Below are 24,910 nucleotides of genomic sequence, written 5' to 3'. Positions count from 1 at the left end.
CACCGAGTCTAACCACCGTAGGCCGCAACGTTACGACGCATACTTGGTTCACAAACGGTCACATTGGCAAACTGTTACGTACCATCCCGAGCGGCCGAGAGATCTGGTTCGATGACGCCGCAGCAACCTGCCACAGCCGGTGGTTACGGTGCTACCGCCAGAAACGATGGAGCAACTTTCCGCCTCGACTCGATGGCCGCAAAGTGACATTGAGCCTCGGGATTCCTTGCCTCGAATTCAGCCTCGACTAAGGAGCCGATACCTTCCCATGGCCGACCATACTTTCGGGTTCCGCACCCGCGCACTACACGCTGGGGGCACCCCCGACGCCGAACACGGTGCCCGCGCGGTCCCGATCTACCAAAGCACGTCCTTCGTCTTCAAGGACTCCGACGATGCCGCGAACCTGTTCGCGTTGCAAAAGTACGGAAATATTTACTCACGCATCGGCAACCCGACGGTCGCCGCGTTCGAAGAACGCATGGCCTCCCTCGAAGGCGGCATCGGTGCCGTCGCCACCGGGTCCGGCATGGCAGCGGAGTTCATCACTTTCGCAGCGTTGGCACAAGCCGGGGACCACATCGTCGCCTCGGCGAAGCTCTATGGCGGCACCATCACCCAGCTTGATGTGTCGCTACGGCGCTTTGGTATCGAAACCACCTTCATCGATTCCAATGAAGCAGCAGATTTTGAGGCGGCGATTCGCCCCAATACCAAGGTGCTCTACACGGAGGTAGTCGCCAACCCCTCCGGCGATATTGCCGATGTGAAGGGGCTCGCCGAGGCGGCGCACCGTCACGACATCCCCCTTGTGGTGGACTCGACGCTGACTCCTCCCTACCTGCTCCGGCCGATCGAGCACGGCGCAGATATTGTGATCCACTCGGCCACGAAATTCATCGGCGGGCACGGCACCACCTTGGGCGGCGTGGTCATCGAGGCCGGCACCTTCAACTGGGGCAATGGAAAATTCTCCACCATGACCGAACCGGTTCCCAGCTACGGGAATGTTTCATGGTGGGGCAACTTTGGTGAATACGGCTTCTTGACCAAGCTCCGCAGCGAACAGCTACGCGACTTTGGCCCGGCACTACCGGCCCAGTCGGCATTCCAATTGCTGCAAGGCCTCGAGACGCTGCCCCAGCGGATGGACGCTCACTTGGCCAACGCCAAGGCTGTGGCGGCCTGGCTGGAAGCAGATGAGCGAGTCAGCTACGTCAATTACGCTGGATTGCCGGGACATCCGCAACACCAGCGGGCCAGTGAGCTCTTGCCGCTGGGCGTCGGCTCGGTCTTCAGTTTCGGTGTGGCCGGAGGGAGGGCCGCAGGAGCGAAATTCATCGACTCCCTGCAACTGGCCAGCCATCTGGCCAATATTGGTGATGCCCGCACCTTGGTACTGCACCCGGCCTCCACCACCCACCAGCAGCTCACCGCCGAACAGCTCGTGTCAGCCGGCGTTCCCGAAGACCTGATCCGCCTCTCCGTCGGCCTTGAAGATGTTGAGGACATTATTTGGGATCTCGATCAGGCCCTGACCGCCGCGCAGCAGGTTGCCGAGCCATCACCAGCCGTAGCGGCAAACTTCGATGGCGCAGCCTGCACCATCACTACTCCGAAGGGGGCTTAAGCATGACGCACGATCGCAGCTGGCAGGGGCCTTCGGCCGCCGAGCGACTGAAGATTCTGCGCGAGACGAAGAGCATCGCCATTGTCGGTGCCTCCAATAAGCCGTCGCGGGCTAGCTATTTTGTGGCCACCTACCTGCTCTCTTCAAGTAAGTACACCGTGTACTTCGTGAACCCGGTGCTAGATGAAATTCTGGGACAACCGGTCTACAAGTCGCTGGCCGACCTGCCCGAGGTGCCCGACATGGTCGAAGTTTTCCGCAAACATGATGACCTTCCCGGGGTATTGGACGAGGGGCTAGCCGTTGGCTCCAAGATCCTATGGCTACAGTTGGGGTCCTGGCATGAAGAGGTTGCTCGTCGCGCCGAAGCTGCCGGCATGAATGTGGTGATGGACCGGTGCGTGAAGATTGAGCATGCGCGGTTCTACGGCGGCTTGCGTTTGGCCGGTTTCAATACCGGGGTTATATCCTCCAAGCGTCAGCAACTGGCCTGAGAATTCGCAGTAGCGGAGGGCACCGGGCTGGGTCCCTCCGCTGCTCATTACCCCCTGGCCGCCGTTCCCTACCCGGCGGCCAGCCTGGCCAAGCTAACGCAGGATTTGCGGGAAACGACCGCCGCTTTGATGTTCCGTCCGCGCTAGGCTCCACCCTGTTATGATCGCGGCGTGAGCTCACAGAACGCCAACGATCAGGACACCTTCTTCCATGGAACCCGCGCCGTACTGCGACCGGGCGACCTCATTATCGCCGGACACCCCTCGAACTATCGTCCGGAGATCACCATGAACCACGTGTATTTCACCGCGCAGCGTGATGGAGCCGGGCTGGCCGCTGAGATTGCCGCAATGCTGGGGCCCGAGGGCGCGAGCGCCCATGTTTACCGGGTGGAACCCACCGGTGACTTTGAAGATGACCCAAATGTCACGGACAAGAAGTTTCCCGGCAATCCGACGCGCTCCTACCGGAGCGCAGTGCCACTAAGAGTGCTCGAGGAAGTGACCGACTGGACTCGCCTCACCCAAGAGCAACTCGCGCTCTGGCGCGAGAGGATCGCCGGGATTCGAGAATCTAAGGCAGAGATCATTAACTAGGTCGATTCCGTGAACGGCTCGGACTCAATGCGTCCCTGAGCCTGCATATAACTGACCGGGCGGGCACCTCCCGCAATGCACCTCGTCGAAAGGTTATGACCGTCATGGATTCCAGGGACAAACGGGCACTGGTAGTCGGGGCCACCGGCTACGTCGGACGCTTTCTCGTCGCACGGCTTAAGGCACAGGGTTTCATCATCCGTGTCGTGGTGCGCGACCAAGACCGGGCAATGGCCACCGGCTCCTTCGGCGCACCGGCCCTGGAAGGTTTGGTCGATGAGTGGGTCGTCGCTCGCGACGCATCCGAGCTCGGGACCTCGGTCGTGGATGGGGTGCACCACGTATTCTCGGCATTGGGCGTGACACGGCAGAAGGCCGATCCTTGGGACATCGATTTCCGCCTGAACTTACGCTATCTCGAGCTGGCCGAGGAAGCGAGGGTGGATTCATTCCTATACGTCGGGGTGATGAATGCCGCGGAGGGCACCTCGGCGCTGATGCGCGCGAAATACGCCTTCATGCAGGCGCTCAAACGTTCGAAGGTCACCGGTCAGATCGTGAATCCTTCCGGCTACTTCTCCGATCTGACCGAGATTTTCGAGCTCACCCGGCGCGGACTGGCCGTGGGTCTCGGAGACGGGAGTGTCCGTCTGAGCCCCATCCACGGCGCGGACTTGGCCGAGTTCTGTGTCCAGCGCCTGTCGTACGGGGCGGGTTCGTGGGATGTTGGAGGCCCCGAGGCCCTGAGCTATCGCGAGATCGTGGAGCTGGCGGCCGAGGCTGCGGGAAAGACCCCTCGCTATGTCGCCCTCCCTCATGCGCTGGCCTCCTGCGCAACGTGGATTGCGGATCGGATGGGGCCACGTAGCGGTTCGTTAACCCGCTTCTTCATCGAGGGCATGCAACGAGACTCCGTGGGTGAGCTACACGGTTCGCACACCCTGCGCTCTTACTACGCATCGCTGGCCGCTGCGCAAAACTCCGAGGTAGATTCAACGACGGGTACGCACCGGGCACCATGAGCCGGGGCTGGGCCACGAACCGGCACGTGCCCGGGTACTGCGTTCCTTGAGGCAACCGGTTGTAGGGCACACTGGTGAGATGGACGATCTGCTCGTACCGCCGGGACCCGGAGCACCCAAGGGGCTACGGATTCCAGCCGCCGAACTCAGTGAGCAGTTTTCGCGCGCCTCGGGGCCGGGCGGCCAGGGGGTCAATACCACCGACTCGCGAGTGCAGCTAAGTTTAGATCTGGCCAGCACCACGGCCTTGAACGACGAGCAACGCTCGAGGGCACTGAAGGAACTAGCGAGCAAGCTGAGCGGAACGGTGCTGAGTATCGATGCCTCGGAGTTCCGATCACAACGACAGAATCGTGCCGCGGCGCGCGAACGCTTAGCCGGAGTCTTGCGTGAGGCGCTGGTTCCACCGATACCGCGGCGTCCCACGCGCCCCACGAAAGGCTCGCAACGCCGACGCATTGAGGCGAAACGGCGCCGCTCCGAAACTAAGAGCTTCCGGCGCCGCCCGGGCACCGAGTAGGGTGCGGCAGGTTGTGCCGCGGCCGGAATGCTAACTACGCCAAGCGGCCAGTTGTTCCTTGGAGGTCTCGGCTAACCACATCTGCCACAGCGGGCCAAAGCTCACCCGGCGCACACCAAGTGCGGTAAGCGCGCTCAAATCCCCGGCGCCGTGGCCCTTTACAGGATGCGCGGTGACATTCAGCGGGACGTTTACGGAGGCCACCAACTTGGTCACTTGCTCTGCCGTGCTCAAACCAACGGGATAGACCGCACGAGCCCCGGCCTGTTCCATCAGCTGAATGCGAGCTTCGGCCTCGGCCAGCGGGTCGGCGAAGACGTCCGTGCCGAGCTTGACCGCGTCGGTACGACCATTAATGACGAAGTCCACGCCGGCGTTATCGGCTGCTTGGCGGGCGGCGGCGATGTAGTCGGCGTGCTCATTGCGATCGCGCACGCGATCACCTTCGCGGTGAACGACATCTTCGATGTTGGCACCCACGGCGCCAACTTCAAGAAGCCGATTGATCAGTTCCTCCGGGGCCAGACCATACCCCGATTCAACATCGGCGCTGACGGGCACTTCGACGGAGGAAGTGATGCGCTGGACCACCGCCAGGTACTGCGTGAAATCCATCTTTTCGCCGTCCGCGCTACCGATTGCGTCGGCTACCGGATGGCTACCAACGGTGAGCCCTTCGAAACCTGCATCGACGGCCACGGCGGCGCTGAACGTGTCCCAGACAGTGGGAAGCACGAGCAAACGGCCCGAGCTGTGAGCGGTGGATAGTGTGCTGGCCAGTTCGTGAACATTGGGCATGTGAGTCTCCTTGGCTCGATGGGCACCGGCGAGATCTCGCCGGTGCTCTCGCCTCAGGCTAACAGAGCAATATCGGCACTTCACCGGCCCGGTCTGCGCTCTGAGCAAACTCTCATCCGGTGCTTAGCCGGCGCTCTCGGCCACCTGGTCCAACAGCTGTTCTCGTAGCTCGCTGGGCAATTCTCGCCAGTCGAGATCGAGCTCTGCGCCGGCCAGCGCCCACAGCATGGTGCGCGAGATTTGCCCCGGATAGGCGTCGCACAACCTCAGATAGATTTCCACCGGGCCAAGGGTACGTAGTACCGCTGGATCGGCGAGACCGATCGCTTCCAACCGCTGCGCCGAGGCAGGCCCCATATTGCGCACCGCGGCCCAACCGTGTGCAGCGATCATGGCTGCACCGATTTCAAGTACTCCACCCCGACCACGGAATCGAATATTTCCAGGGATATTGGCTGGCCGGCACGGATGACGCTCAACGCCCCGGAGGGTTCGAAAACCACCGCAGCTACCTGCGAGGGATGTGAAATGCCTGCCTGCCGTAGTCTCGAATCGAGCTCGCCGTGCGATACGTCGCAGCGTCGCATGTGCTTTTCAATAATCTGCGGGCCCGCCATAAGCAACATCGGACGGTTGACGATTAGTGCCGCACCAAAGCGCGTGCGGCGTAGAAGACCCGAGGTTGCCTGCAAGCCCACGAGGGTCACCAGAGCCACAATGCCCCCGCCCAAGCGAGGCGACTCTCCCAGTGCGGCCCGGGCAATAATCCCGCCGAAGGCAATGACCGCGGCGAGATCATAGCTGGACATGCTCGAAAGCATGCGCTGCCCACACAACCGCACCAGCAGGATCAGCGCAATGTACATTCCGATGGTGGCCATTGCGACGGCACCGGCTTCAAGCCATGTAATTCCCAGCAGCTCGCTCACTGCCCACCTCCTGTATCTCGTCATCCACTCTATGACGAGACCTACGAAGGCGGCTAAGCGGCTTCGGCTAGTGGTGCTCCCCGCGCACCATCGCGCGCTCGGCAATGAGCGTTGTCAGGAGCAAGGCACCGGCGGCGAAGAGCCAGGGTACGTAGCTGGCGAAACCCGTCGCCGGGGCAAGAAGCCACGAGGAGATCACGAAAACCACGATGGCCATCGCCAGGCTCACACCGGCGGCGAGCGCCCGCTTGGCCCTGCTGACCCCGCGCCAGAGCGGCGGATGTGAGCCATCGGAGGCAGTGTTTAGTCCGAGGTAATTTCGCATACGCACTCCTTTGACATGTTGACTCGCTTGACCGGCTAGCGCGCTCATTAGCCTACATTTCTGACAATATCGGCTCAAGTGGATAGGTCATCGGAGATTCTTTGATTCACTGGGCGCGCAGGTTGCATAGGCGCACAAGTGCGGCGAATCCGTCCGCGGAACCGGGCCAGTGGGCGCGTACCGCGTCGATGCCGGCCCGGCGCACGACCTGACGCAATACCAACACCACGATGATGGCATCGTCGGCGTAACCGATCACCGGAAGAAAATCGGGCACCAGGTCAATGGGTAGTGCCAGATAAAGCATGAGCAGCACGATGCGAACGCGTACCCCGCACGGCAGCGCGCGGTCTGCTGCCACTCGGCGCAACAGCCGCAACAGATCCGGTAAGAGCCGCAACGCCTCGCGCAGTAGATCACCGCGGGGCCGCACGAGCACCAACGCCACGATAAGCGCCAGCCAAAGCACCAGAAGTCCAACCAGGGCTCCCAGTAGCACGTCCCACCACAATGATCCGGTCATCGGCATCCCCACCATAAAGGCCCAAGGCATTAGGCCCGTGGCACGTCAACGAAACTCCGGATAGTTTATCGACCGCAGCATACCGTGGCTTCATGAATGCGGTGGGGACGCCTGCTCCGAAGCAGCCGAGGCTGTCTTCGGCATCTTCGCTGATATCCACGCGCACGAATCCCTAATCCTTTGCCCCAAGCCCACCTGAGAAACCCGCGTTTAGGAGGAGAGGTTGCTCTTAGCACTCGGGAGAACCTAAGTTGGCTAGCTCGCTAAAAAGGTGCTCCGTTGAAATGTAATTTAGCGCCGAAGACTCGCAGAATCCGAAGTCGGGCCGCCCCTCTTGGTTTGCATTAGCTAGTCGCTCATTGCTGCATGAAGCCCGGCCGATCTCAGCATCTTCCTTGACCTCGTTGTTTGTGCCGATTAGGTTGAGACCACGGAATTGAGCGACTCACCCAACGCGCCAGGAGCCCTCGATGGCAAAAGTAATCGTCCACGCCACGATGACACTCGACGGATTCATTGCAGATAAAGCTGGCGGAGTCGATTGGATGTTCGGTAGACCCTCAGCACCGGAAGACGACAAAGTTGTTGAGAATGTCATGAACAACATCGGCGCAATAATCGGAGGAGCGAACAAGACCCAAACCATTGAGCCCGGAGAAATACCTTACGGCGGCATGATCAAGGCACCGGTCTTTCTCATGACTCATACTCCGCATGAACCCATCGAATTTGAGGGAGTCACCTATAAATTCGTGGTTGACGACATCGCTTCGGCTGTCAAACAAGCCTCCTTAGCGGCCGACGACAAGTGGGTCAGTCTGCTGGGAGGGAGCATTTCGCGCCAGTGTCTCCAGCTTGGACTCGTTGACGAACTCCATCTCGACATTGCATCGGTCTTACTCGGAGAGGGAATATCCCTTTTCTCTGGTTTAGAACAGCCCGTTGAGCTTGTACGGCTCGAGACAGCAGCGTTCGCCAGTGAAACTCACCTAATTTACCGTGTAGTTCGCTAATTCTTCGTTGCCGAAAAATCACTGCGATCCGCTCGCCACATGGCAGAACAATAACCTTTCCAAAACTAGTTCTAGGCCCGACCCCGGCGATACCTTTTTGCCGTGGCGATTATCGGGTGCATACAGGTTAGTCTGCGCGCACTAAATCCGTAGGCGTATGAGTCAGAACTGCGTGCTGCCGCCGCTGGCCACCTGGCCGCGGGCGATCACGTCGAAGACATGCCAATGCTTCGGGCCGCTGAAGGACATTCCGTCGTACTCGGCCTCCCGTAGCTCGATCAGCTCCAGCCCCTCGAAGAGTGCTTCGATCTCCGACCGCTCCCAGGAGTTCATCGACGTATCGGCAGCCCACGTATCGGACGCCCCGAAAAGGTTGACTGCCACCCAGCCGCCGGGACGAACAGATTCGGTGAGCAAGGGCCAGAAGGTACCAAATGAGCTGCGATCCATAAAGGGTAGCGAGTATCCCGCGTAAACCAGATCGCTGGCCGGTAGCGCGTCGAGATCCGCGAAGGAGTGCTCGCCAATGGTTAACCTGGCGGCGCGCTCACCCGCGAGGCCCTCTCGAATCTGCGTGGCGCTGTCTGGGGCGGAGTCGATCGCGTGGACCGCCCAACCGGCGGCAAGCAGGGCTCGGGTTTCCACTCCCGCACCGGCCCCGAGGTCCAGCGCATGGCGCCCCGCACCGGGACCGGCCCGGTCGATAATCTCAGCACAGAGGTCGCGCACCCCGCGAGTGCGCTGCGCCTTGTTATAGCGCGGCCAATGATCGGTGTCTGCTCGCGTTGCCATGGCTCCATCTTGGCACCCGGCCCCTCCTTTCGCCTTAACTCCCCACGTCAGCGCCCCGCCAGCGGCCAGTTAAACAGAATCACTGCAACATAAACACAGATACTCGTAAAGTTCTACCGAAATTAAGCTTGACGATGCCACATAAACGGGCATAAAGTCATACAAACACAGAACGTGTGGCAGGTCACGAAGGGTGGAAACGATGTTTGCCGAGGAACGCCAGCAGGCCATTACGGAGCTGCTAGCCAGCGCCGGAAAGGTCACCGTCGCGGACCTGGCCCAGCGTTTTGAAATCACCCGAGAAACCGTGCGTCGCGATCTGGATCAGCTCGAACAGCTCGGCTCGCTACGCCGTGTGCACGGCGGAGCCGTCAGCACCCTCAGCTCCAGCACCCGCGAGGAAAGCCACCTGGTGCGCAGCACGCTCCACGCCGACGACAAGGCGCGGATCGCACGGGCAGCCTTTAACCTCATTCCCGCCGCGGATACCTCGATCCTGCTCGATGCCGGTAGCAGCACCGGACTTCTGGCCGAACTCATCGCCCAAAGCCCCAGCGAACATCAGCACCTGCTGATCACCCACGCGCTGCCCATCGCCACCAGTATCAGCGCCAACCCAGAACTGCCGATCGAGTTCATCGGCGGACGCATCCGCGGACTCACCGGCGCGGCCAGCGGGTCGCGCACGGTGGCCGAACTCGACGGACTCAGCGCCGACATTGCCTTCGTCGGCACCAACGCCATCGACCCGAGCTTCGGGCTGAGCACCCCGGACCCCATGGAAGCCGACGTCAAACGCGCCATTGTGGCCGCCGCGAAGCGCGTGGTGGTTTTGGCCGACGCCTCGAAGTTCAACGAACGCTCACTGGTGCGCTTTGCCGAGCTCGCCGAAATCGACACCCTGATAACCACCGGTACTCCCGACGCCTCCCTGGCGTCGGCTCTGGCCGATGCCGATGTGGAGGTGCTCTACGCATGATCCTGACCCTGACCCTGAACCCCGCACTGGACCAAACCGTGCAACTGGCCGAGAGCCTTGCCCCCGGCGAGGTGCAACGCGCCGTGCAGAGCTCCGTGCAGGCCGCCGGCAAAGGGGTGAACGTCGCTCGGGCCATCGCCCAAGCCGGTGAGCCCACGCTGGCCGTGCTGCCCGGGGCCGACGACGACCCGCTGGTGTTGGCGCTGGCCGCCGACGCGCTGGCCTACCGCAACATCCCCATCGACGCCCGACTACGCACCAATATCACCCTGGCCGACCCCGAGGGCGTCACCACAAAGATCAACGAACCGGGCCCAACTCTGGAACCGCAGACACTGGATCAGGTGCTCGCCACCTTGATCGAGCACGCGGAACAGGCCAGCTGGGTGGTACTCGCCGGTTCGCTGCCCCCTGGAGTGGCCGAGGACTACTACCTCACGCTGACCCAGGCACTGCGCGAGGCGCTCGGCGAGAGCTGCCCACCAATTGCGATGGACACCTCCGACGCGCCGCTGCTGGCACTGCGGGAGGCCAACCCGGCCAGCCTGCCCGACCTGATCAAACCCAACGCTCAGGAACTGGCAGAGCTCACCGGCACAACCCAAGACTTGGAAGCCGATCTGCAAGCCGCCGCCGCGGCGGCCGCAACGCTGGTCGACCGCGGAGTCGGACTCGTGCTGGCCACCCTCGGTTCCGCCGGAGCGGTGCTGGTTTCGAGTATCCAGGCGCTGCACGCGGTGCATGAACCGGTTACCGCGCGCAGCACCGTCGGTGCCGGCGATTCGGCCCTGGCCGGTTTCCTCCTGGCTTCAAGTGCAGGCGATCCACTTTCTGATTGCCTCATCCGCGCCGTGGCATACGGCTCGGCGGCGGTGGCGCTTCCCGGCTCCACCATCCCCACCCCCAACGACCTAACAGTGAATGCGGTTTCCCTCCGGGACCTGCACAAGGCAAAGGCATAACAATGACCGAATTGATTACCCCCGAGTTGGTGAGCCTCGACGCACCGCTGGGTTCCAGCAGTGCCGAGGTTATCAAGGAGCTGTCGGCCCTGCTGGCCGGCACCGGCCGCGCAACCGACGCGGATGCCCTGGCCGCCGACGGGCTGGCCCGCGAGGAAAAGACCCCTACCGGTGTCCCCGGCGGCATCGCGATTCCGCACTGCCGTTCGGCCGCCGTCGCCGTGCCCAGCCTGGCCATGGCCCGGTTGCCGCAAACCGTGGACTTCGGCGCCAAGGATGGCGGAGCGGATCTCATCTTCTTCATCGCCGCCCCCGCCGGCGCCGATAAGGACCATCTCAAACTGCTCTCCAAGCTGGCCCGTGCACTGGTGAAGAAGACCTTCACCTCTGCGCTGCGCGAGGCTCAGACGCCCGAAGAGATCGTCGAACTAGTCCGTGCGGTCACCTCCGATGCCCCGCAGGCCCCGGTCGCCGAGACACCGGCCGAAACCGCTTCCGCCACCGAGGCGCCGGCGGCGAAGAAGCGCATCGTGGCCGTCACCGCCTGCCCGACCGGCATCGCACACACCTACATGGCCGCCGACTCGCTCGCTCAAACCGCAGCCGATCTGGGCGTCGACTTCGCCGTTGAAACTCAGGGCTCCTCGGGCTCCACCCCGCTGCCGGCCGAGACCATCGCCGCCGCGGACGCGGTCATCTTTGCCGTGGATGTCGACGTACGCGACCGCGCCCGCTTCGCCGGCAAGCCGGTGATCCAGGTGCCGGTGAAGCGCGGCATCGACGAGCCAGAAAAGCTCATCAAGGACGCCATCGCCGCCTCCAGTGACCCGAATGCGCGCAAGGTACCAGCCGGCGGCCCCAGCGAGGCCAGCGAAGAGACCGGCGGCAAGGAATCCGTCGGTGCCGGACTGAAGCGAGCGCTGCTGACCGGTGTCAGCTACATGATCCCCTTCGTCGCCGGTGGTGGTCTGCTGATCGCGCTGGGCTTCCTGCTCGGTGGTTACGACATTACCGATGTCACCGACGACATCTTGGGCGCTAATACGCTGTTCAACCTGCCCGAAGGTGGCCTCGCCGCCTACCTAGGGGCGGTGGCCTTCAAGATCGGTGCACTGTCCATGGGCTTTTTGGTGCCGGCGCTCGCCGGTTACATCGCCTACGCCTACGCGGACCGTCCGGGTATTGCCCCGGGCTTCACCGCCGGTGCCGTCGCCGGATTCATGGGCTCCGGCTTCCTCGGCGGTATCGTCGGTGGCCTGCTCGCCGGTCTCGCGGCCCGTTGGATCAACTCGTGGAATGTGCCGCGGTTCATGCGCGGGCTGATGCCCGTGGTGATCGTGCCGCTGCTGGGTTCGATCATCGCCTCGGGCCTGATGTTCCTGTTCCTCGGCGGCCCGATCGCCAAGCTCACCCTGGCACTGAACGGCTGGCTGTCCGGAATGACCGGTGTGGCCGCGGCGCTGCTGGGCTTGATCCTCGGTTTGATGATGGCCATCGACCTCGGCGGTCCGGTGAACAAGGTTGCCTACTCCTTCGCCGTGGCCGGCCTGGGCTCCGGGTCGATTGTCGATAACCCGGCGCCGTTGATGATCATGGCCGCGGTGATGGCCGCCGGTATGGTTCCGCCGCTGGCGCTGGCCCTCGCTACGGTGATCTCCCCCAAGCTCTTCAGCCAGGCCGAACGCGAAAACGGCAAGGCAGCCTGGTTGCTCGGCGCCGCATTCATCTCCGAAGGCGCGATCCCCTTCGCCGCGGCCGACCCGCTGCGCGTTATCCCGGCCGCCATGGTCGGAGCCGGTGTGACCGGGTCGCTGATCATGAGCTTCGGGGTGCTCTCCCAGGCCCCGCACGGTGGTATCTTCGTCTTCTTCGCCATGAACAACACCTGGCCGATGTTCCTGGTGGCCACCGCCATCGGCACCGTCGTCTCCGCCGGACTGGTCGTGTTGCTCAAGAAGTTCGCCCGCCGTTCGGTACCCGTTGAAGCCAGCGCTGCCACGGCAGGAAAGGTCGCAGCATGAGTCACGCAACCCAACAAGTTTTCGCCGGGGTCGGCGTCAGCGCCGGACGGGTGATCGGCCCGGTGCTCAGGATGCCCGACCCGGTCGCGGCCCCGGCTGACGGGGCTCCGCTCCCGGAGGGGGCCAGCGTAGAAACCGAAACCCAGCGTCTGGCCGATGCCGCCGCAGAGGTCGCCGCGCAGCTCAAGGAACGCGCCGCACACGCCACCGGCAACGCCCAGGCCGTGCTGAAGGCTACCGCGTTGATGGCCGCGGACCGCTCGCTGCTGAAGTCCGCGACCAAGCTCGTCGCCTCGGGCACCTGCGCCGAGTCGGCCATCTGGGAAGCAGCCGACGCCGTGGCCACCCAGCTCACCGCCCTGGGCGGCTACATGGCCGAACGCGCCACCGACGTGCTGGACGTCCGCGCCCGCATCGTCGCGGCCCTGCGCGGGGTGCCCGCCCCCGGAATTCCGGACGCTAACGAGCCCTTCGTGCTGGCCGCCGTGGATTTGGCGCCGGCCGATACGGCAACCCTCGACCCGGCCAAGGTGCTGGCCCTGGTGACCTCCGATGGCGGGCCCCAGTCGCATACCGCGATCATTGCGCGTTCGCTCGGCTTGCCGGCCATTGTCGCCGCCGGGCAGAGCATCGAGTTGGCCGACGGTGATCTCGTCTTCGTCGACGGCATCGATGGCCGCGTGGTGCGTAACCCCGGTAGCGCGGAGATCGCCCTGGCCACCGCCTATGCCTCACGCGAGCAGGTGCCGGAATTCTCGGGCACCGGGGAATTGGCCGACGGCCACTTCGTCCCGCTGCTGGCCAATGTGGGGAGCGGCAGCGACGCACAGGCCGCTGCGGCGGCAGGGGCGCAGGGCGTGGGCCTGTTGCGCACCGAATTCTGCTTCTTGAACCGGGATAAGGAACCGAGCCACGAAGAACAGGTCGAGGCCTATGGCGCGGTGTTCGAGGCCTTCGCCGGGGCGAAGGTTGTGGTGCGCACCCTCGATGCGGGTGCGGATAAGCCACTGCCGTTCCTCACCGACGCCAGCGAACCGAACCCGGCACTGGGTGTGCGCGGTTACCGCACGGACGGGGCCACCCCGGGTGTGTTGGCCCGTCAGCTCGCCGCCATTGCGCAGGCCGCCGCGGACCACGAGGCCGACGTTTGGGTGATGGCCCCGATGATCTCCACCCCGGCCGAAGCCGCAGACTTTGCACGGCTGGCCACCGAGGCAGGGCTGCGCACCACCGGCGTGATGATCGAGGTGCCCTCCGCGGCCTTGCTGGCCGAACCAATTCTCGGCACCTGCGACTTCGTGTCCATCGGCACCAACGACCTGACCCAGTACACCATGGCCGCCGACCGGCAGCTCGGTGCGTTGGCGGAACTGAACGACCCGTGGCAGCCGGCCGTTCTGCAGTTGGTCGCCGCCTCCTGCCGGGGCGCCCAGAATGCCGGGGGTAAACCCGTCGGTGTGTGCGGTGAAGCCGCAGCGGACCCGGCCCTTGCGGTCGTGCTAGTCGGTTTGGGCGTCGCCACGCTCTCGATGAACAAGCGAGCCCTGGCCCCGGTGGCTGCCGTACTGCGCACCATCACCCTGTCGACGGCCCGCAGCCTTGCCGAGCGGGCGCTGGCCGCGCCTAGCGCGGCAGAGGCACGTGCCCTGGTGCGCGCCGAACTACCCGAACTCGAACGCTACGGCCTGTAATCTTCAAACAACCCACACCAATAGGAGTCATCATGGCAGAACGCATTGCAACCATTGGCAGCCGTGTAGGCCTGCACGCCCGTCCGGCCGCGATCTTCGCCGAGGCCGCCTCCGAGCAGCCGCTGGAGGTCACCATCGCCCTCGAAGGTGAGCCGGCCGAGGACGCGCTGGACGCTTCGAGCATCCTCTCGCTCATGGGCCTCGGCGCCGAATACGGCACCAAGGTCGTGCTGCGCGCCGAGGGCGAAGGGGCCGAAGCGGTCCTCGACACCCTTGCCGCCGTGCTGGAAACCGACCACGACACCGAGTAATACTCGCTGCGCGCCGCCAGCGCGCACACCACGAAGGCAGGCGCCCCGATCACCGGTCGCCTGCCTTCGCTGATTAAGTCTGCTGTGGGTCGCTTAGGGCGCGCTCTCGGCGTAGCGCTTGAGCTGATACAGCGTGGCCCCGTCGCGCTTGGCGACCTCTTCGGCCAGATCCGCGAGTTCCGCGCTGGACAGATCCGGGTTCAGTACCGTGATGCGCAGCAGCATTTTGGCCTGCCCCGCGCTCTCGTCGAGGCTAAAGCTATAGGCCAAGGAGTCCGGGCCATCTCCGGTGCGCAAAACCAAGCGCTTTTCTGGTTCAACTTCGTGGACGGTGAGTTGACGCTCATGCCCCGCGCTGAGGTAGTCCAGGCGCAGACCGGGAGCCAAGCGGTCCTCGGCCGGTTGCATGCGCTGCACCCCGGGCGCCCACAGCGGCATGGAAACCCAGTCGGTGAGCAGTTCCCAGACGCGGGCCACGGACAGCCGGATCACCCCGGAGGACTCAAATACCGTCACTTCACTCATACCCGCATCATGCCATTGCGCCGCGGTCCGCGGCTATGGTCTGCCGGAAAATTCACAGTGCCCTGTGTGCTGAAACGCGCTACGCTCCCCCGCTGCGCTTCGGCAATAATGTGGGCATGACCTCGCACAGACCACCGTTCGCCACCGGCGGTGAAGCCATCGAGCCAACACCACCCGTCCAGTTAGTTCCGATGACGGCGGCACACTGGCCGCGCGTCCACGACATTTTCGCCGTCGGGATCGCTTCCGGTCACGCCACCTTCGCCGACGCACCACCCAAGGACTGGGCAGAGTTCTGCACGGGCAAAGTGCCAGGTCTCAGCGCCGTAGCGCAGTCCGCGGAGCAGGAAATACTCGGCTGGTGCGCCGCCAGCCGGGTCTCGACCCGTGAGGTCTACGCCGGGGTGGTTGAGCATTCACTCTACGTGGATCCAACGCGTCGCGCGCAAGGCATCGGCAAGGCGCTACTGGGCCACCTCATTACACAGGCCGAGGCCAACGGCATTTGGATGTTGCAGGCCTCGATCTTTCCCGAAAACGCGGCCAGTCTCGCCCTGCATCAGCGTCACGGATTTCGCGTCGTGGGGATGCGCGAAGGGATCGGTCTGATGAGCCACGGTCCACTGGCCGGGCACTGGCGGGACACCGTCTTACTCGAACGCCGGCTAGCTTCCCCGCTCACGTTCGGGCAGTAATTAACGCCCGGTCAGTTCGTCCAGCAGGGCATCCGCGCGCTCCAAATTCAGCGCCAGTTTATCGCGCTTAGCCTGTGCCGAAGCCACATAAGCGGCAAATTTCTCGCGCACCGCGGGGTCGGTGGGGTCGGTGTCCAAGGCGTCAATTGTGTCCAAAAGCTCACGCATTTCATCGAGGGTAAAGCCCAATGGTTTCATCGACCGGATCCGAAGCATGCGCCGCAAGTCCGATTCGGAATACACACGGTAGCCACCCTCGCTCCGGGTGCTGGCGGGCAGAAGACCGACCTCGTCATAGTGGCGAATGGTTCGATGGGATAGGCCGGTGGCCTCGACCAGATCACCTATCAGCATCAGCCGGCCTCTCTTCGTAGCTCAATGTTCACCGCGATTATACGCACAGAAATTTCAACTCTACCCTTACGTTAGGTTAGGGTTAAGCTCTGTCCCGGAGACTTGCCAACAAGGCACCATCCGTCTTCGACCGCGCATCGCCGCGCGCAGCCCAGATTACCCACAAATCGCAGGAATCATCCCTGCCACTTTCATGAATGGAGCCCATTTCGTGAGCACTCACGCCGCGACGGCTACGCACGAGCCTACGCCGCTGGAACGGCAATCCGTTCTGCGCACCCTGAAGTCTCCTCGACTGCTGAAGACCGAAGTTCTGGCCGGATTGGTGGTAGCCCTGGCGCTGATCCCCGAAGCCATTGCCTTCTCGGTAATCGCCGGCGTCGATCCACGCCTGGGTCTGTTCGCGTCCTTCACGATGGCCGTGACGATCGCCTTCGTTGGCGGGCGTCCGGCAATGATCTCGGCGGCCACCGGCGCAGTGGCGTTGATCATCGCTCCCTTGTTTAAGAGCCACGGCATGGACTACTTCATCGCCGCGGTGATTCTGGCCGGCGTGTTTCAGATTGTCCTGGCCCTGCTCGGCGTCGCAAAGCTCATGCGCTTCATTCCGCGCTCCGTCATGGTGGGCTTCGTGAACGGTCTAGCCATCCTCATTTTCATGTCGCAACTTGGCGAGTTGGGTATCGACACCCACGACTGGACTTTCTTCGGCGTACCGTGGATGGTGTACCCCTTGGCGCTGTTGGCTCTAGCCATCGTCCTCGTGCTTCCGAAGTTCACCAAGGCGGTCCCCTCACCGTTGGTGGCGATTGTGGTACTCACCCTCATCGTGGTTCTCGCCGGCATCGATGTGCCGAACGTTGATAGCAAGGGCTCGTTGCCGGACAGCCTGCCGGCGCTATTTTTCCCCAACGTTCCGCTGAACTTCGAAACCCTGCAAATCATTTTCCCGTTCTCGCTATCCATGGCCCTGGTGGGCCTGCTCGAGTCGCTGATGACCGCGAAGCTCGTAGACGATGTCACCGATACGCACTCGAATAAAACGCGCGAGTCCTGGGGCCAGGGTGTAGCCAATATCGTCACCGGCTTCTTCGGCGGCATGGGCGGTTGCGCAATGATCGGTCAGACGATGATCAACGTGAAGGTCTCCGCGGCGCGCACGCGCATTTCCACCTTCCTGGCCGGCCTCTTCCTGCTCATTCTGGTCGTAGCCTTCGGCGACATTGTCGCCATCATTCCGATGGCAGCCTTGGTCGGCATCATGGTCTTCGTCGCCTACGCCACCTTCGACTGGCACTCAATCAGCCTTAACTCGCTGAAGACCATGCCTAAGTCGGAAACCTCCGTCATGGCGGTCACCGTGGTCCTGACCGTCGCGACGCACAATCTGGCCATCGGCGTCATCGGCGGCGTGATCTTGGCGATGGTTCTCTTTGCGCGTCGCGTGGCGCATTTCGTGACCGTCGATCGTCGCATCGAAGAGCACTTCGGCGAGCAGATTGCGAAGTACGAGGTCGACGGCGAGCTATTCTTCGCCTCCTCCAACGACCTCTACTACCAGTTCCAGTACGCCGAAGACCCCAACCACGTGGTCATCGACATGTATAAGTCGCATCTTTGGGATGCCTCGACCATCGCCGCACTGGATTCCATCCAGGAGAAGTACGCGAAATATGGCAAAACCGTTGAAATCGAGGGACTCAATCAGGCCAGCCAGCAAATGCAGGAACGCTTGGCCGGGAAGCTCGGAGGCGGTCACTAACCGGCTGTAGTCACCGGGGCAAGTTCAGCTGTTTCTGAATTCATGGTTTCATGTACTATGAATTCATGAGCACACTTGCCCCGGTTTCGCATGCAATCACCTTGGCCCGCATCGGTCACGCGCTATCGGATGCCACCCGCGTGGGAATCCTCCTCGCCCTGCGCGAGAAACCCGCATTCCCCTCCGATCTGGCCGACGAACTGAATGTCTCGCGCCAAGTGATGTCCAACCAGCTCGCCTGTTTGCGCGGCTGTGGACTGGTCGCAGCCGAACCCGAAGGGCGACGCAACCGCTACCGCATCGGCAATGAGCATCTGGCCGCCGCCCTCGACGAGCTAGCCAAGGTGGCCCTGCACCCCTCGAGAGACTGCTGCGAAGGGCCGGCCTGCACATGCTAGATTCCCCCGCGCTAAGCCCCGGACGCCGCGAGCTCCTCAAGCGACGTATCCGCCTCATTGTCGGTCTGACGATCGGCTACAACGTCATCGAGGCCATTATTGCCCTCGCCGCAGGAGCCGGCGCCTCGTCGGTAGCACTGATTGGATTTGGCCTCGACTCAATTGTCGAGGTGCTCTCGGCCGCAGCCGTCGCCTGGCAGTTTGCCGGCCCCGACCCAGAGTCTCGCGAAAAGAAGGCCCTGCGGTTGATCGCCATTTCCTTCTTCGCACTAGCCGCCTACGTCTCGATCAGCGCGGTGCTGACCCTCGCCGGAGCAATGCAGCCCGAGCACAGCAAGGTGGGCATCATCCTGACGGTCACGAGTCTTGTGATCATGCCGCTGCTGAGTTGGTTCGAGCGGCGCACAGGGCGAGAACTGGGATCGGCCTCCGCCGTGGCCGACTCCAAGCAAACCTTGATCTGCTCCTACCTCTCCGCCGCCGTTCTCGTTGGCCTGCTGGCAAATAGCCTCTTCGGCTGGAGCTGGGCCGATCCCGTGGCGGCCCTATTCATCGCCGCATTCGCGGTACGCGAGGGGCTGGAGGCTTGGCGCGGTGAGGCCTGCACCCAACCGGTAGCCGCCCTGACCGGCGAGCAAGCCGGGGATAACTGCTCCGGGTGCTGCTGAGCATCACGCAACGCACCACCGAAACACCCTGACGAGCCCGCAAAAATACTGATTGACAGAACTCAATCACTAGCCTGAGAATGGTGTTACCGCACGTACCTCAGGAGCAGCACATGCAAGCTATCCGATCCTCCGTGCTGCGCCTGACCAAGCCCTTTCACCAAAGGGACTACGTCGTACTGGCCAGCGCTTTCATCATCGCGACCTTTGCCTCGGGCATGTGGGCGGTCGCCATGGTCTATCAGGTTCGCCAGCTAGGCGGCGGACCCCTCGAACTGTCCATGGTCGCGACATCCAACGCCATGGGGCTCTTGCTCTTCGTGCTCCTCGGCGGGGTGATGGCCGATCGCCACTCTTGTCGCCGCATCGTCATCGGCGTCGAAGCGATCAACGCCGTGGTTCTTAGCGTCACGGCGTTACTCGCACTCACCGGACAGCTTGCCCTGTGGCATCTGATGGTCACCGGTTTCGTCACCGGCTCCGCCATGGCATTTTTCTTCCCGGCGTACTCGGCACTACTGCCTCGGATCCTCCCCGCGGATGACCTGTTGGCCGCCAATGGACTCGAAGGTACCGTTCGACCGGTGGTGCACACGGCGCTGGGTCCGATGTCCGCGGGCTTTCTCGTCGCCGCGCTGTCTCCAGCCGCAGCTATCTTCGGTGTTGCGGCCTGCTACGCAGTAGCCTGGGCCGTTCTTTGCCTCATCCGTAAGAATCCGGATTACGACCGGGTTGAACAGGATTCCGAGGATGAGCATGGCCCCAAAATGCTTCAACAGTTGCGCGAAGGAGCCAGCTACACCCTCAAAACCCCGTGGCTGCTGTGGACCCTGCTGTTTTCGATCGTGTCGGTGTTTACCTTCATCGGGCCCTTTGAAGTGCTGATCCCGTTCGTGGTCAGCGATAATCTGGGCGGCGACGCGCGTACCTTTGGCGTGGTGTTGGCGTGCTTCGGGGTGGGCTCCGCACTGGGATCCATGCTGACCGCATCCGCGCGCTTCCCCCGTCGCTACCTGAGCGTGATGACCGCCTGCTGGTCACTCGGGACGATCCCGTTGGCGCTGGTGGGCGTGCTCGACTCATTGGTCGTGCTCTGCTCCATCCTGTTTCTCTTCGGGGTCACCGACGCCATCGGCATGGTTATCTGGGGCACGTTGCTGCAACGTCGGGTGCCGAAGCGTTTGCTCGGACGGATCTCCAGCTTGGACTTTTTTGTGTCCTTGGCGCTGATGCCCCTGTCGATGGCGGTGGCCGGTCCGTTGGCCGAACTGGTGGGGCTGACCGCGATTTTCGTCGTGGCCGGGCTGGCCTCTCCGATCTTCGGGGTGATCGCATGGAAGGCTGGAGCCTTTGCACGCGACGAACTGGAGCATCCACTGCGCGCTGCGGATACGGTTCAGCGAACCGACTAGACCGCGATGATCAAGCCGAGGATCAGGATCGGCAGGGTGAAAACTCCGCCAAGCAGGGCGATCAGTCCGATGAGCGGCCCGGGCAGCGAGGTGGTGCGCACCAGCACCACTATCAACGCCCAACCGCCGAAGACTGCCCCCAGTAGCGCGGGGATCCCAGCGACGGTGCCGATCAGATACAGGGTGTCGTAGTTGGTCCACGCGCAGCTATCGCAGATCCCATGCCGGGTCCCTTCGGGGACCCGGCTGAGTGCGGCGGCGGTGAGCGCCGCGTAAGTCTTGTAGCTCGCGCAGATCACGAAGACGAGCGTTATCCATGCCTGAAGCCTGCGTCGACGGCGATCTTTAAGTTCCCTGGCGGCTTGGCGGGCCGTTTGTGGTGGCTGTGTCATGGCCCCAGACTCCGCGCTCCTGCGATGTATCGGCCCGCCAAGAGCCAATCTGTGGATAACTTACTGTTTGTGGCTAGTACGCCGCGAAGAGCAGAACGAAGCCAAGCACCAGCGAAAGTAGTAGCGCTCCGATGGAACTGATCAGACCTATCAACACCGGATGCATGCGGGTACGCCTCAACAGCAAGGCCGCCGTGGCACCGCCAAATATGATCAGTCCGATCAGCACCGGCAGAGCGAGCAGAAATCCAAAGAACAGCAACGCGTCCCGCGGGGTCAGGGTGCACCCAAAACCAATGCCGCTGCATTGACCGCTGGCGTTGACATCCGGCGCAAGCCAAAGGGCCAGAAAATAACCCGCGACAGCAATCCCCGCCACACACAGCATGGTCCATACCGCCCGAGCCGTCCGCCCCTTTCGAGCGACCGGGGCATCATCGAAGTCCATAGCTGCATTCTGCCCCGCCACCAGCCCGACCGGCTAGCGACTGCGGGACTTGATGTTCTAGTCGGCCACCGGGCAGTCTGGAACCATGACCGACAGAATCGCGCGTCGTACGCGCCCTGCGGTATTACTCGCCGCGCTGTCCCTTGCCGTGGGCTGTGCCGCGGCACCCACCGAAGACCCGGCGCCCACCACTCGGGGCGAAGAGCAATCACCGGCGCCCGTCGACTGCTCGGTGGCACGCTGTATCGCACTGACCTATGACGACGGCCCGGGCGCGAATACCGATCGGCTCTTGCGGATCCTAGACGAGCACCAAGCACCAGCCACCTTTTTCGTCCTCGGCCACAAGGTGGCGGCCGGCCACGACACGCTGCGCACCATGCGAGAACAGGGGCATCAAATCGGCGCCCATGGCTTCAGCCACACACGATTCACCGAGCTCAGTGATGCGCAACTGGCCGAGGAGCTGGCGCGGACCAATGAACTGATCGAGCAGGCCACCGGGGTTAAGCCGCAGATCTTCCGCCCGCCCTATGGCGCCTATGATGCGCGCGTCGCCGCGCGCACCCCAATGCCGCTGGTGCTCTGGGATGTGGGTAGCAATGACACCCGGGTTCAGGATCCGCAGAAATTGGTCAAGACCGTCCTCTCGGAGGCACGGCCCGGCTCGATCGTGCTCATGCATGAGCACAATGACAGTACCGTGCGCGCCGCGGCGCCACTGATTCGGTCCCTGCGCAAAGCCGGCTTCACGCTGGTGCGCATTGAGGACCTCTTTGCCGACACCGAGATGCGAGACGGGCAGGCCTATACCCGCCGTGACGACGGCTCGGCGAGGCGGGGTTAGCTCCTACCAGCCCTCTTCGTCGTCGGCCTCTGAAACCCCCAGCTCGGGCTCTTGCTGCTGGTCGAAGTCGTACCAAGCCTGCGCGAAGTCGGCGAGCGCTTCGAGGGCCTCGAGCTGCTCGTCATCCAGTTCGTCGGTGGCCTCTTGGGTGCGCAGGATGGCGGAGACGGCATGATGCGGGTGCCGCTCGAAGTAGTGTAGCGGCGACGATTCCGGGTTGAAGGTCAGCTCTTCACTGCGTGCGAAGAGGTCAATGTACTGGTCCACGGCCACGGGCAACCGGGTGAGGTTCAGCCCGGTCACCGATTCGTTGTAGATCTCTGCGGTTGCATCGGCCCACGCTTCGATGAGCTCCTCGCCCATATGCGACATTCTGTGTCCACCTTTTTCACTGTTGGCACTGCACCACCGGCTGACGGTGGCATTTCATCCTAAACCGGGCGCGCGCCGGTGCCAAGATGCTCGCCGGACTGGGGCGAAGCTCACGCTTTGCATAAAGTTTCGGATACGTTCCGCGCGCCGCGGTCGGGTGGCATGCGGGGCTCGGCGAAGGTAGTCTCATGCCCGTTCGCCTCAAGTCTTCGCGTGCCCTGTGCGGCTTGGCCATGGCCGCCGCATTGTTATTGTCCAGCTGCTCTGCTCCGGCACAACCTGCCGCCGATACGGCACCCGAATCCCCTGCCGCCCCAGCTCCGGTGGACTGCAGCGTCGATGCGTGCGTTGCGCTGACCTTCGATGACGGACCGGGCAAATACACCGACCGGTTGCTGGATGAACTAGCCGAGGCGCAGGCCCCGGGCACCTTCTTCGTGCTGGGCAAGAATGTACCCAAGTTCCCCGAGGCGCTACGTCGCATGGTGGCCGAGGGACACGAGATCGCCAGCCACACCTATGACCACCGAGACCTCACCAAGTCCACCCGCGAACAGATCGAGCGGGAAGTGTCGGCCACGAATAAGGCGATCGACGAGGCGGCCGGGGTGACCCCACGGCTGCTTCGTCCTCCCTATGGCGCCCATGGGGCGGTCTATGACCGACTGATTCCGATGCCGCTGGTGCTCTGGGACGTAGATACCCTGGACTGGAAAACCCTTGATGCCAAGAAGACGGTGGCCACGGCGCTGGATGAGGTCAAGCCGGGGTCCATACTGCTGATGCACGATATCCACGAAAGTTCGGTTCAGGCGGTGCCGAAGCTGGTGAGCAAGCTCAAGGAGCGGGGCTATCATCTGGTGACCGTCTCGAAGCTGTTCGAGTCGCGCGAGCTCGAACCCTCCAAGGCGTACAGCCGACTGGAAAATCCCGGCACGAAACTCGCCGAGCACTGAGCGCTCCCGCCGCTAGGCTCCCTCGGCGAGAAGCGAGACTCCCATGAGCAGGAAGAGCGCCGCTCCGATCAGGTGGGCTGCCACGTAATACAGCGCTCCGAGGTTGCCACGCACCAAGGCCCAGCGGCGGAATCGAGCGGAGGCGCTGACCGTTGAACCGACCGCCCAGGCGTTCTTGCGTGGTCCGAGCCGCAACTGCCAGTAGCCCACAACGCAGCCGGTAGTCAGCAGGCCGAGCCCGAGGGCCACGGCGATCACCCCGCCTAGGGGCGAATCGATCCCGGTGCAGAGCATGATTAGTACAAAGATCACCCCGCCGGTGAGTAGTCGGCGCAGTCCTCCGGCGGCGAGCATGCCGCTGCGTCGCAAACCAAAACGCTCGAACTGTTCGATATCGGCAGTACGTGGCACCGGCGCGGCCGCCTGACGCAGCGTGCCCTGTATCGCGAATTGTGCGGCGAGCGCCCCGAGTAACAGTAACGCCATGGACACCGACAGGGAGGGCTCGAAGACCGCGCCCACCGCACCGGCGGCGCCGGCCAGTAGCCCCGCACCGGCCACCATTCCGGCCCGTCCCAGCGGCCGGTGTGCGGCCATCACGTCTTTTAGATAACCCGCTGGCATATGCTGGGCGACTTGCCGTAGCCGCAAATAGCCGTAGCCCACTAGTGCGCCGGTGGCTAGCACGATCAGCGACACCACCAGCCACCTCGCCCCTTCGCTGGCCCGGGCGCCGAACGCGGCAAGCGCGGCAACCACCGGAATGTGTAGCCACATCGGATTGCTCAAGGTGGCAGCCCGGGACACGAACTGTCCGGCAAAATCCCGATGCAAACGGTCATCGGTGGGATTTTGCGCGATCATGCCCCGCAGTAGTGCGCCTCCGTCGCCGACGACCTTCTCACCACCGTCGATGGTCATGGCCGCCAATTTCAGACCCTCATCCTGTGGGGCGAGGGATAACCCGGTACGCAGGTACTGCTGGGCTGCCGTGCGATCGTCCATGAGGTCGGCGGCCACGGCGGCCGCCTGATAGACATATGGGTCTTCGGGATCCAGGTGCAACGCGTGATCGAACGCCGCGCGCGCTAGCACCAGATCGTCGCGGCTGGCCGAACGCGAGAGCAGGAACAGACCGAATCGGTAATGGCCACCGGGGTACTCGGGAAACTGTTCGATCAGCACGCGGATCAGGGCGATGGCTTCGTCGACCCGCCCCTGTGCGTACACCGCGTTGGCCAGCAATTCGGCCAGATTGGGAATCTGGTGATTAAGTTCGAGGCCCTGCCGTGCGGCCTGCTCGGCTTCCACATTGCGTTCCAGCGCCAGGAGCGCCGCGGCATAGTAAAGCCAGAAGTGCGGCTCGCCGCGGTGCTCGGTGAGGTGCTCGGCCAGCAAACGGCGAGCGGTTTCTGGTTGCGAGATCGCCAGCGCATGCCGTACACGCACCGCCAAGGTGTCAAAATCGAGCATC

30 protein-coding genes and 1 riboswitch are annotated in these 24,910 nt (G+C 63.2%); of the genes, 18 read left to right on the top strand and 12 right to left on the bottom strand.

Annotated features, from left to right (window positions below):
- The first annotated feature begins 78 nt into the window (after positions 1-78).
- Positions 79-173, top strand: a riboswitch (SAM riboswitch).
- Positions 174-268: 95 nt separating this feature from the next.
- From ACYU0X_RS01445 to arfB, 5 genes are all read left to right on the top strand, one after another.
- Positions 269-1,630, top strand: coding sequence for an O-acetylhomoserine aminocarboxypropyltransferase/cysteine synthase family protein (locus ACYU0X_RS01445; RefSeq protein ID WP_461901902.1), 1,362 nt, complete (start codon positions 269-271; stop codon positions 1,628-1,630).
- Between the two features lie 2 nt (positions 1,631-1,632).
- Positions 1,633-2,124 (top strand): CoA-binding protein, encoded by a 492-nt coding sequence (locus ACYU0X_RS01440; protein WP_461901901.1) that lies wholly within the window; start codon positions 1,633-1,635, stop codon positions 2,122-2,124.
- 171 nt (positions 2,125-2,295) lie between these two features.
- The gene (arr, locus tag ACYU0X_RS01435; protein WP_461901900.1) at positions 2,296-2,721 is read left to right on the top strand and encodes an NAD(+)--rifampin ADP-ribosyltransferase; all 426 of its coding nucleotides are present in this window, start codon (positions 2,296-2,298) and stop codon (positions 2,719-2,721) included.
- A gap of 104 nt (positions 2,722-2,825) precedes the next feature.
- Complete coding sequence (locus ACYU0X_RS01430; protein ID WP_461901899.1) at positions 2,826-3,743, top strand: SDR family oxidoreductase; 918 nt, start codon at positions 2,826-2,828, stop codon at positions 3,741-3,743.
- 79 nt (positions 3,744-3,822) lie between these two features.
- Positions 3,823-4,263, top strand: a complete 441-nt coding sequence (gene arfB / locus ACYU0X_RS01425; protein ID WP_461901898.1) for an alternative ribosome rescue aminoacyl-tRNA hydrolase ArfB — start codon at positions 3,823-3,825, stop codon at positions 4,261-4,263.
- A 30-nt stretch (positions 4,264-4,293) separates the two neighbouring features.
- Here the strand turns inward: arfB and ACYU0X_RS01420 are convergent, their stop codons facing one another.
- The 5 genes from ACYU0X_RS01420 to ACYU0X_RS01400 all read right to left on the bottom strand — a co-directional run bounded on the left by ACYU0X_RS01420 (position 4,294) and on the right by ACYU0X_RS01400 (position 6,838).
- Positions 4,294-5,061: an isocitrate lyase/PEP mutase family protein gene (locus ACYU0X_RS01420; RefSeq protein ID WP_461901897.1), complete on the bottom strand. Its 768-nt coding sequence runs from the start codon at positions 5,059-5,061 to the stop codon at positions 4,294-4,296.
- A 123-nt stretch (positions 5,062-5,184) separates the two neighbouring features.
- Positions 5,185-5,454, bottom strand: coding sequence for a TfoX/Sxy family DNA transformation protein (locus tag ACYU0X_RS01415; protein WP_461901896.1), 270 nt, complete (start codon positions 5,452-5,454; stop codon positions 5,185-5,187).
- Entirely contained in the window at positions 5,451-5,990 is a 540-nt protein-coding gene (locus tag ACYU0X_RS01410; RefSeq protein ID WP_461901895.1) for a DUF421 domain-containing protein, read from the bottom strand. Before ACYU0X_RS01410 ends, ACYU0X_RS01415 begins: the two co-directional genes overlap by 4 nt.
- A 67-nt stretch (positions 5,991-6,057) precedes the next feature.
- Positions 6,058-6,315 carry a hypothetical protein gene (locus ACYU0X_RS01405; RefSeq protein ID WP_461901894.1) on the bottom strand — a complete coding sequence of 86 codons (258 nt, stop codon included), beginning with the start codon at positions 6,313-6,315 and terminating at the stop codon, positions 6,058-6,060.
- Between the two features lie 106 nt (positions 6,316-6,421).
- A complete protein-coding gene (locus ACYU0X_RS01400) occupies positions 6,422-6,838 on the bottom strand; it encodes a YkvA family protein (RefSeq protein WP_461901893.1) in 417 nt (138 codons plus the stop codon).
- 470 nt (positions 6,839-7,308) lie between these two features.
- Here ACYU0X_RS01400 and ACYU0X_RS01395 point away from each other — a divergent pair, with 470 nt between their 5' ends.
- Positions 7,309-7,851: a dihydrofolate reductase family protein gene (locus ACYU0X_RS01395; protein WP_461901892.1), complete on the top strand. Its 543-nt coding sequence runs from the start codon at positions 7,309-7,311 to the stop codon at positions 7,849-7,851.
- A gap of 162 nt (positions 7,852-8,013) precedes the next feature.
- Here ACYU0X_RS01395 and ACYU0X_RS01390 read toward each other — a convergent pair whose 3' ends face one another.
- Positions 8,014-8,643, bottom strand: coding sequence for a class I SAM-dependent methyltransferase (locus tag ACYU0X_RS01390; protein ID WP_461901891.1), 630 nt, complete (start codon positions 8,641-8,643; stop codon positions 8,014-8,016).
- A gap of 202 nt (positions 8,644-8,845) precedes the next feature.
- On the opposite strand from ACYU0X_RS01390, the gene ACYU0X_RS01385 reads away from it, so the two are divergent.
- The 5 genes from ACYU0X_RS01385 to ACYU0X_RS01365 are packed head-to-tail and all read left to right on the top strand — an operon-like array spanning position 8,846 to position 14,607.
- Positions 8,846-9,622: a DeoR/GlpR family DNA-binding transcription regulator gene (locus ACYU0X_RS01385; RefSeq protein WP_459275391.1), complete on the top strand. Its 777-nt coding sequence runs from the start codon at positions 8,846-8,848 to the stop codon at positions 9,620-9,622.
- On the top strand, positions 9,619-10,584 hold the full coding sequence (locus tag ACYU0X_RS01380) for a 1-phosphofructokinase family hexose kinase (RefSeq protein WP_461901890.1): 966 nt from the start codon (positions 9,619-9,621) through the stop codon (positions 10,582-10,584). Before ACYU0X_RS01385 ends, ACYU0X_RS01380 begins: the two co-directional genes overlap by 4 nt.
- 2 nt (positions 10,585-10,586) lie before the next feature.
- On the top strand, positions 10,587-12,605 hold the full coding sequence (locus ACYU0X_RS01375) for a PTS fructose transporter subunit IIABC (protein WP_461901889.1): 2,019 nt from the start codon (positions 10,587-10,589) through the stop codon (positions 12,603-12,605).
- Positions 12,602-14,296, top strand: coding sequence for a phosphoenolpyruvate--protein phosphotransferase (ptsP, locus tag ACYU0X_RS01370; protein ID WP_461901888.1), 1,695 nt, complete (start codon positions 12,602-12,604; stop codon positions 14,294-14,296). The genes ACYU0X_RS01375 and ptsP overlap by 4 nt, the downstream gene beginning before the upstream one ends.
- Before the next feature lie 32 nt (positions 14,297-14,328).
- Positions 14,329-14,607, top strand: coding sequence for an HPr family phosphocarrier protein (locus ACYU0X_RS01365; protein WP_309410091.1), 279 nt, complete (start codon positions 14,329-14,331; stop codon positions 14,605-14,607).
- Between the two features lie 93 nt (positions 14,608-14,700).
- On the opposite strand, the gene ACYU0X_RS01360 is transcribed toward ACYU0X_RS01365, so the two are convergent.
- On the bottom strand, positions 14,701-15,132 hold the full coding sequence (locus ACYU0X_RS01360) for an SRPBCC family protein (protein WP_461901887.1): 432 nt from the start codon (positions 15,130-15,132) through the stop codon (positions 14,701-14,703).
- Positions 15,133-15,248: 116 nt separating this feature from the next.
- On the opposite strand from ACYU0X_RS01360, the gene ACYU0X_RS01355 reads away from it, so the two are divergent.
- Positions 15,249-15,827 (top strand): GNAT family N-acetyltransferase, encoded by a 579-nt coding sequence (locus tag ACYU0X_RS01355; RefSeq protein WP_461901886.1) that lies wholly within the window; start codon positions 15,249-15,251, stop codon positions 15,825-15,827.
- Here ACYU0X_RS01355 and ACYU0X_RS01350 read toward each other — a convergent pair whose 3' ends face one another.
- Positions 15,828-16,181 carry a MerR family transcriptional regulator gene (locus ACYU0X_RS01350; protein ID WP_461901885.1) on the bottom strand — a complete coding sequence of 118 codons (354 nt, stop codon included), beginning with the start codon at positions 16,179-16,181 and terminating at the stop codon, positions 15,828-15,830. It lies immediately after the preceding gene.
- Between the two features lie 211 nt (positions 16,182-16,392).
- On the opposite strand from ACYU0X_RS01350, the gene ACYU0X_RS01345 reads away from it, so the two are divergent.
- The 4 genes from ACYU0X_RS01345 to ACYU0X_RS01330 all read left to right on the top strand — a co-directional run bounded on the left by ACYU0X_RS01345 (position 16,393) and on the right by ACYU0X_RS01330 (position 20,421).
- Positions 16,393-17,943 carry a SulP family inorganic anion transporter gene (locus tag ACYU0X_RS01345; protein ID WP_461901884.1) on the top strand — a complete coding sequence of 517 codons (1,551 nt, stop codon included), beginning with the start codon at positions 16,393-16,395 and terminating at the stop codon, positions 17,941-17,943.
- 65 nt (positions 17,944-18,008) lie between these two features.
- Positions 18,009-18,341, top strand: a complete 333-nt coding sequence (locus tag ACYU0X_RS01340; RefSeq protein ID WP_461901883.1) for an ArsR/SmtB family transcription factor — start codon at positions 18,009-18,011, stop codon at positions 18,339-18,341.
- Positions 18,335-19,009 carry a cation transporter gene (locus tag ACYU0X_RS01335; RefSeq protein ID WP_461901882.1) on the top strand — a complete coding sequence of 225 codons (675 nt, stop codon included), beginning with the start codon at positions 18,335-18,337 and terminating at the stop codon, positions 19,007-19,009. Before ACYU0X_RS01340 ends, ACYU0X_RS01335 begins: the two co-directional genes overlap by 7 nt.
- 113 nt (positions 19,010-19,122) lie before the next feature.
- Positions 19,123-20,421 (top strand): MFS transporter, encoded by a 1,299-nt coding sequence (locus ACYU0X_RS01330; protein ID WP_461901881.1) that lies wholly within the window; start codon positions 19,123-19,125, stop codon positions 20,419-20,421.
- On the opposite strand, the gene ACYU0X_RS01325 is transcribed toward ACYU0X_RS01330, so the two are convergent.
- Together ACYU0X_RS01325 and ACYU0X_RS01320 are read right to left on the bottom strand one after the other, a co-directional pair.
- On the bottom strand, positions 20,418-20,813 hold the full coding sequence (locus ACYU0X_RS01325) for a hypothetical protein (RefSeq protein ID WP_461901880.1): 396 nt from the start codon (positions 20,811-20,813) through the stop codon (positions 20,418-20,420). The two genes, ACYU0X_RS01330 and ACYU0X_RS01325, sit on opposite strands and share 4 nt — an antisense overlap.
- Positions 20,814-20,886: 73 nt before the next feature.
- Entirely contained in the window at positions 20,887-21,261 is a 375-nt protein-coding gene (locus ACYU0X_RS01320; protein WP_461901879.1) for a hypothetical protein, read from the bottom strand.
- Positions 21,262-21,346: 85 nt separating this feature from the next.
- On the opposite strand from ACYU0X_RS01320, the gene ACYU0X_RS01315 reads away from it, so the two are divergent.
- Complete coding sequence (locus ACYU0X_RS01315; RefSeq protein ID WP_461901878.1) at positions 21,347-22,108, top strand: polysaccharide deacetylase family protein; 762 nt, start codon at positions 21,347-21,349, stop codon at positions 22,106-22,108.
- Between the two features lie 3 nt (positions 22,109-22,111).
- Here ACYU0X_RS01315 and ACYU0X_RS01310 read toward each other — a convergent pair whose 3' ends face one another.
- On the bottom strand, positions 22,112-22,471 hold the full coding sequence (locus tag ACYU0X_RS01310) for a hypothetical protein (protein WP_309410102.1): 360 nt from the start codon (positions 22,469-22,471) through the stop codon (positions 22,112-22,114).
- 197 nt (positions 22,472-22,668) lie between these two features.
- Between ACYU0X_RS01310 and ACYU0X_RS01305 the strand changes: the two genes are divergently transcribed.
- Entirely contained in the window at positions 22,669-23,436 is a 768-nt protein-coding gene (locus ACYU0X_RS01305; RefSeq protein ID WP_461901877.1) for a polysaccharide deacetylase family protein, read from the top strand.
- A gap of 12 nt (positions 23,437-23,448) precedes the next feature.
- Here ACYU0X_RS01305 and ACYU0X_RS01300 read toward each other — a convergent pair whose 3' ends face one another.
- Positions 23,449-24,909, bottom strand: coding sequence for a tetratricopeptide repeat protein (locus ACYU0X_RS01300; RefSeq protein WP_461901876.1), 1,461 nt, complete (start codon positions 24,907-24,909; stop codon positions 23,449-23,451).
- Position 24,910 lies beyond the last annotated feature (1 nt).

Source organism: Glutamicibacter sp. X7 (assembly GCF_054889245.1).
The sequence above is the reverse complement of the archived record's forward strand: the minus strand, read 5'-3'. Positions and strand labels throughout refer to the sequence as shown.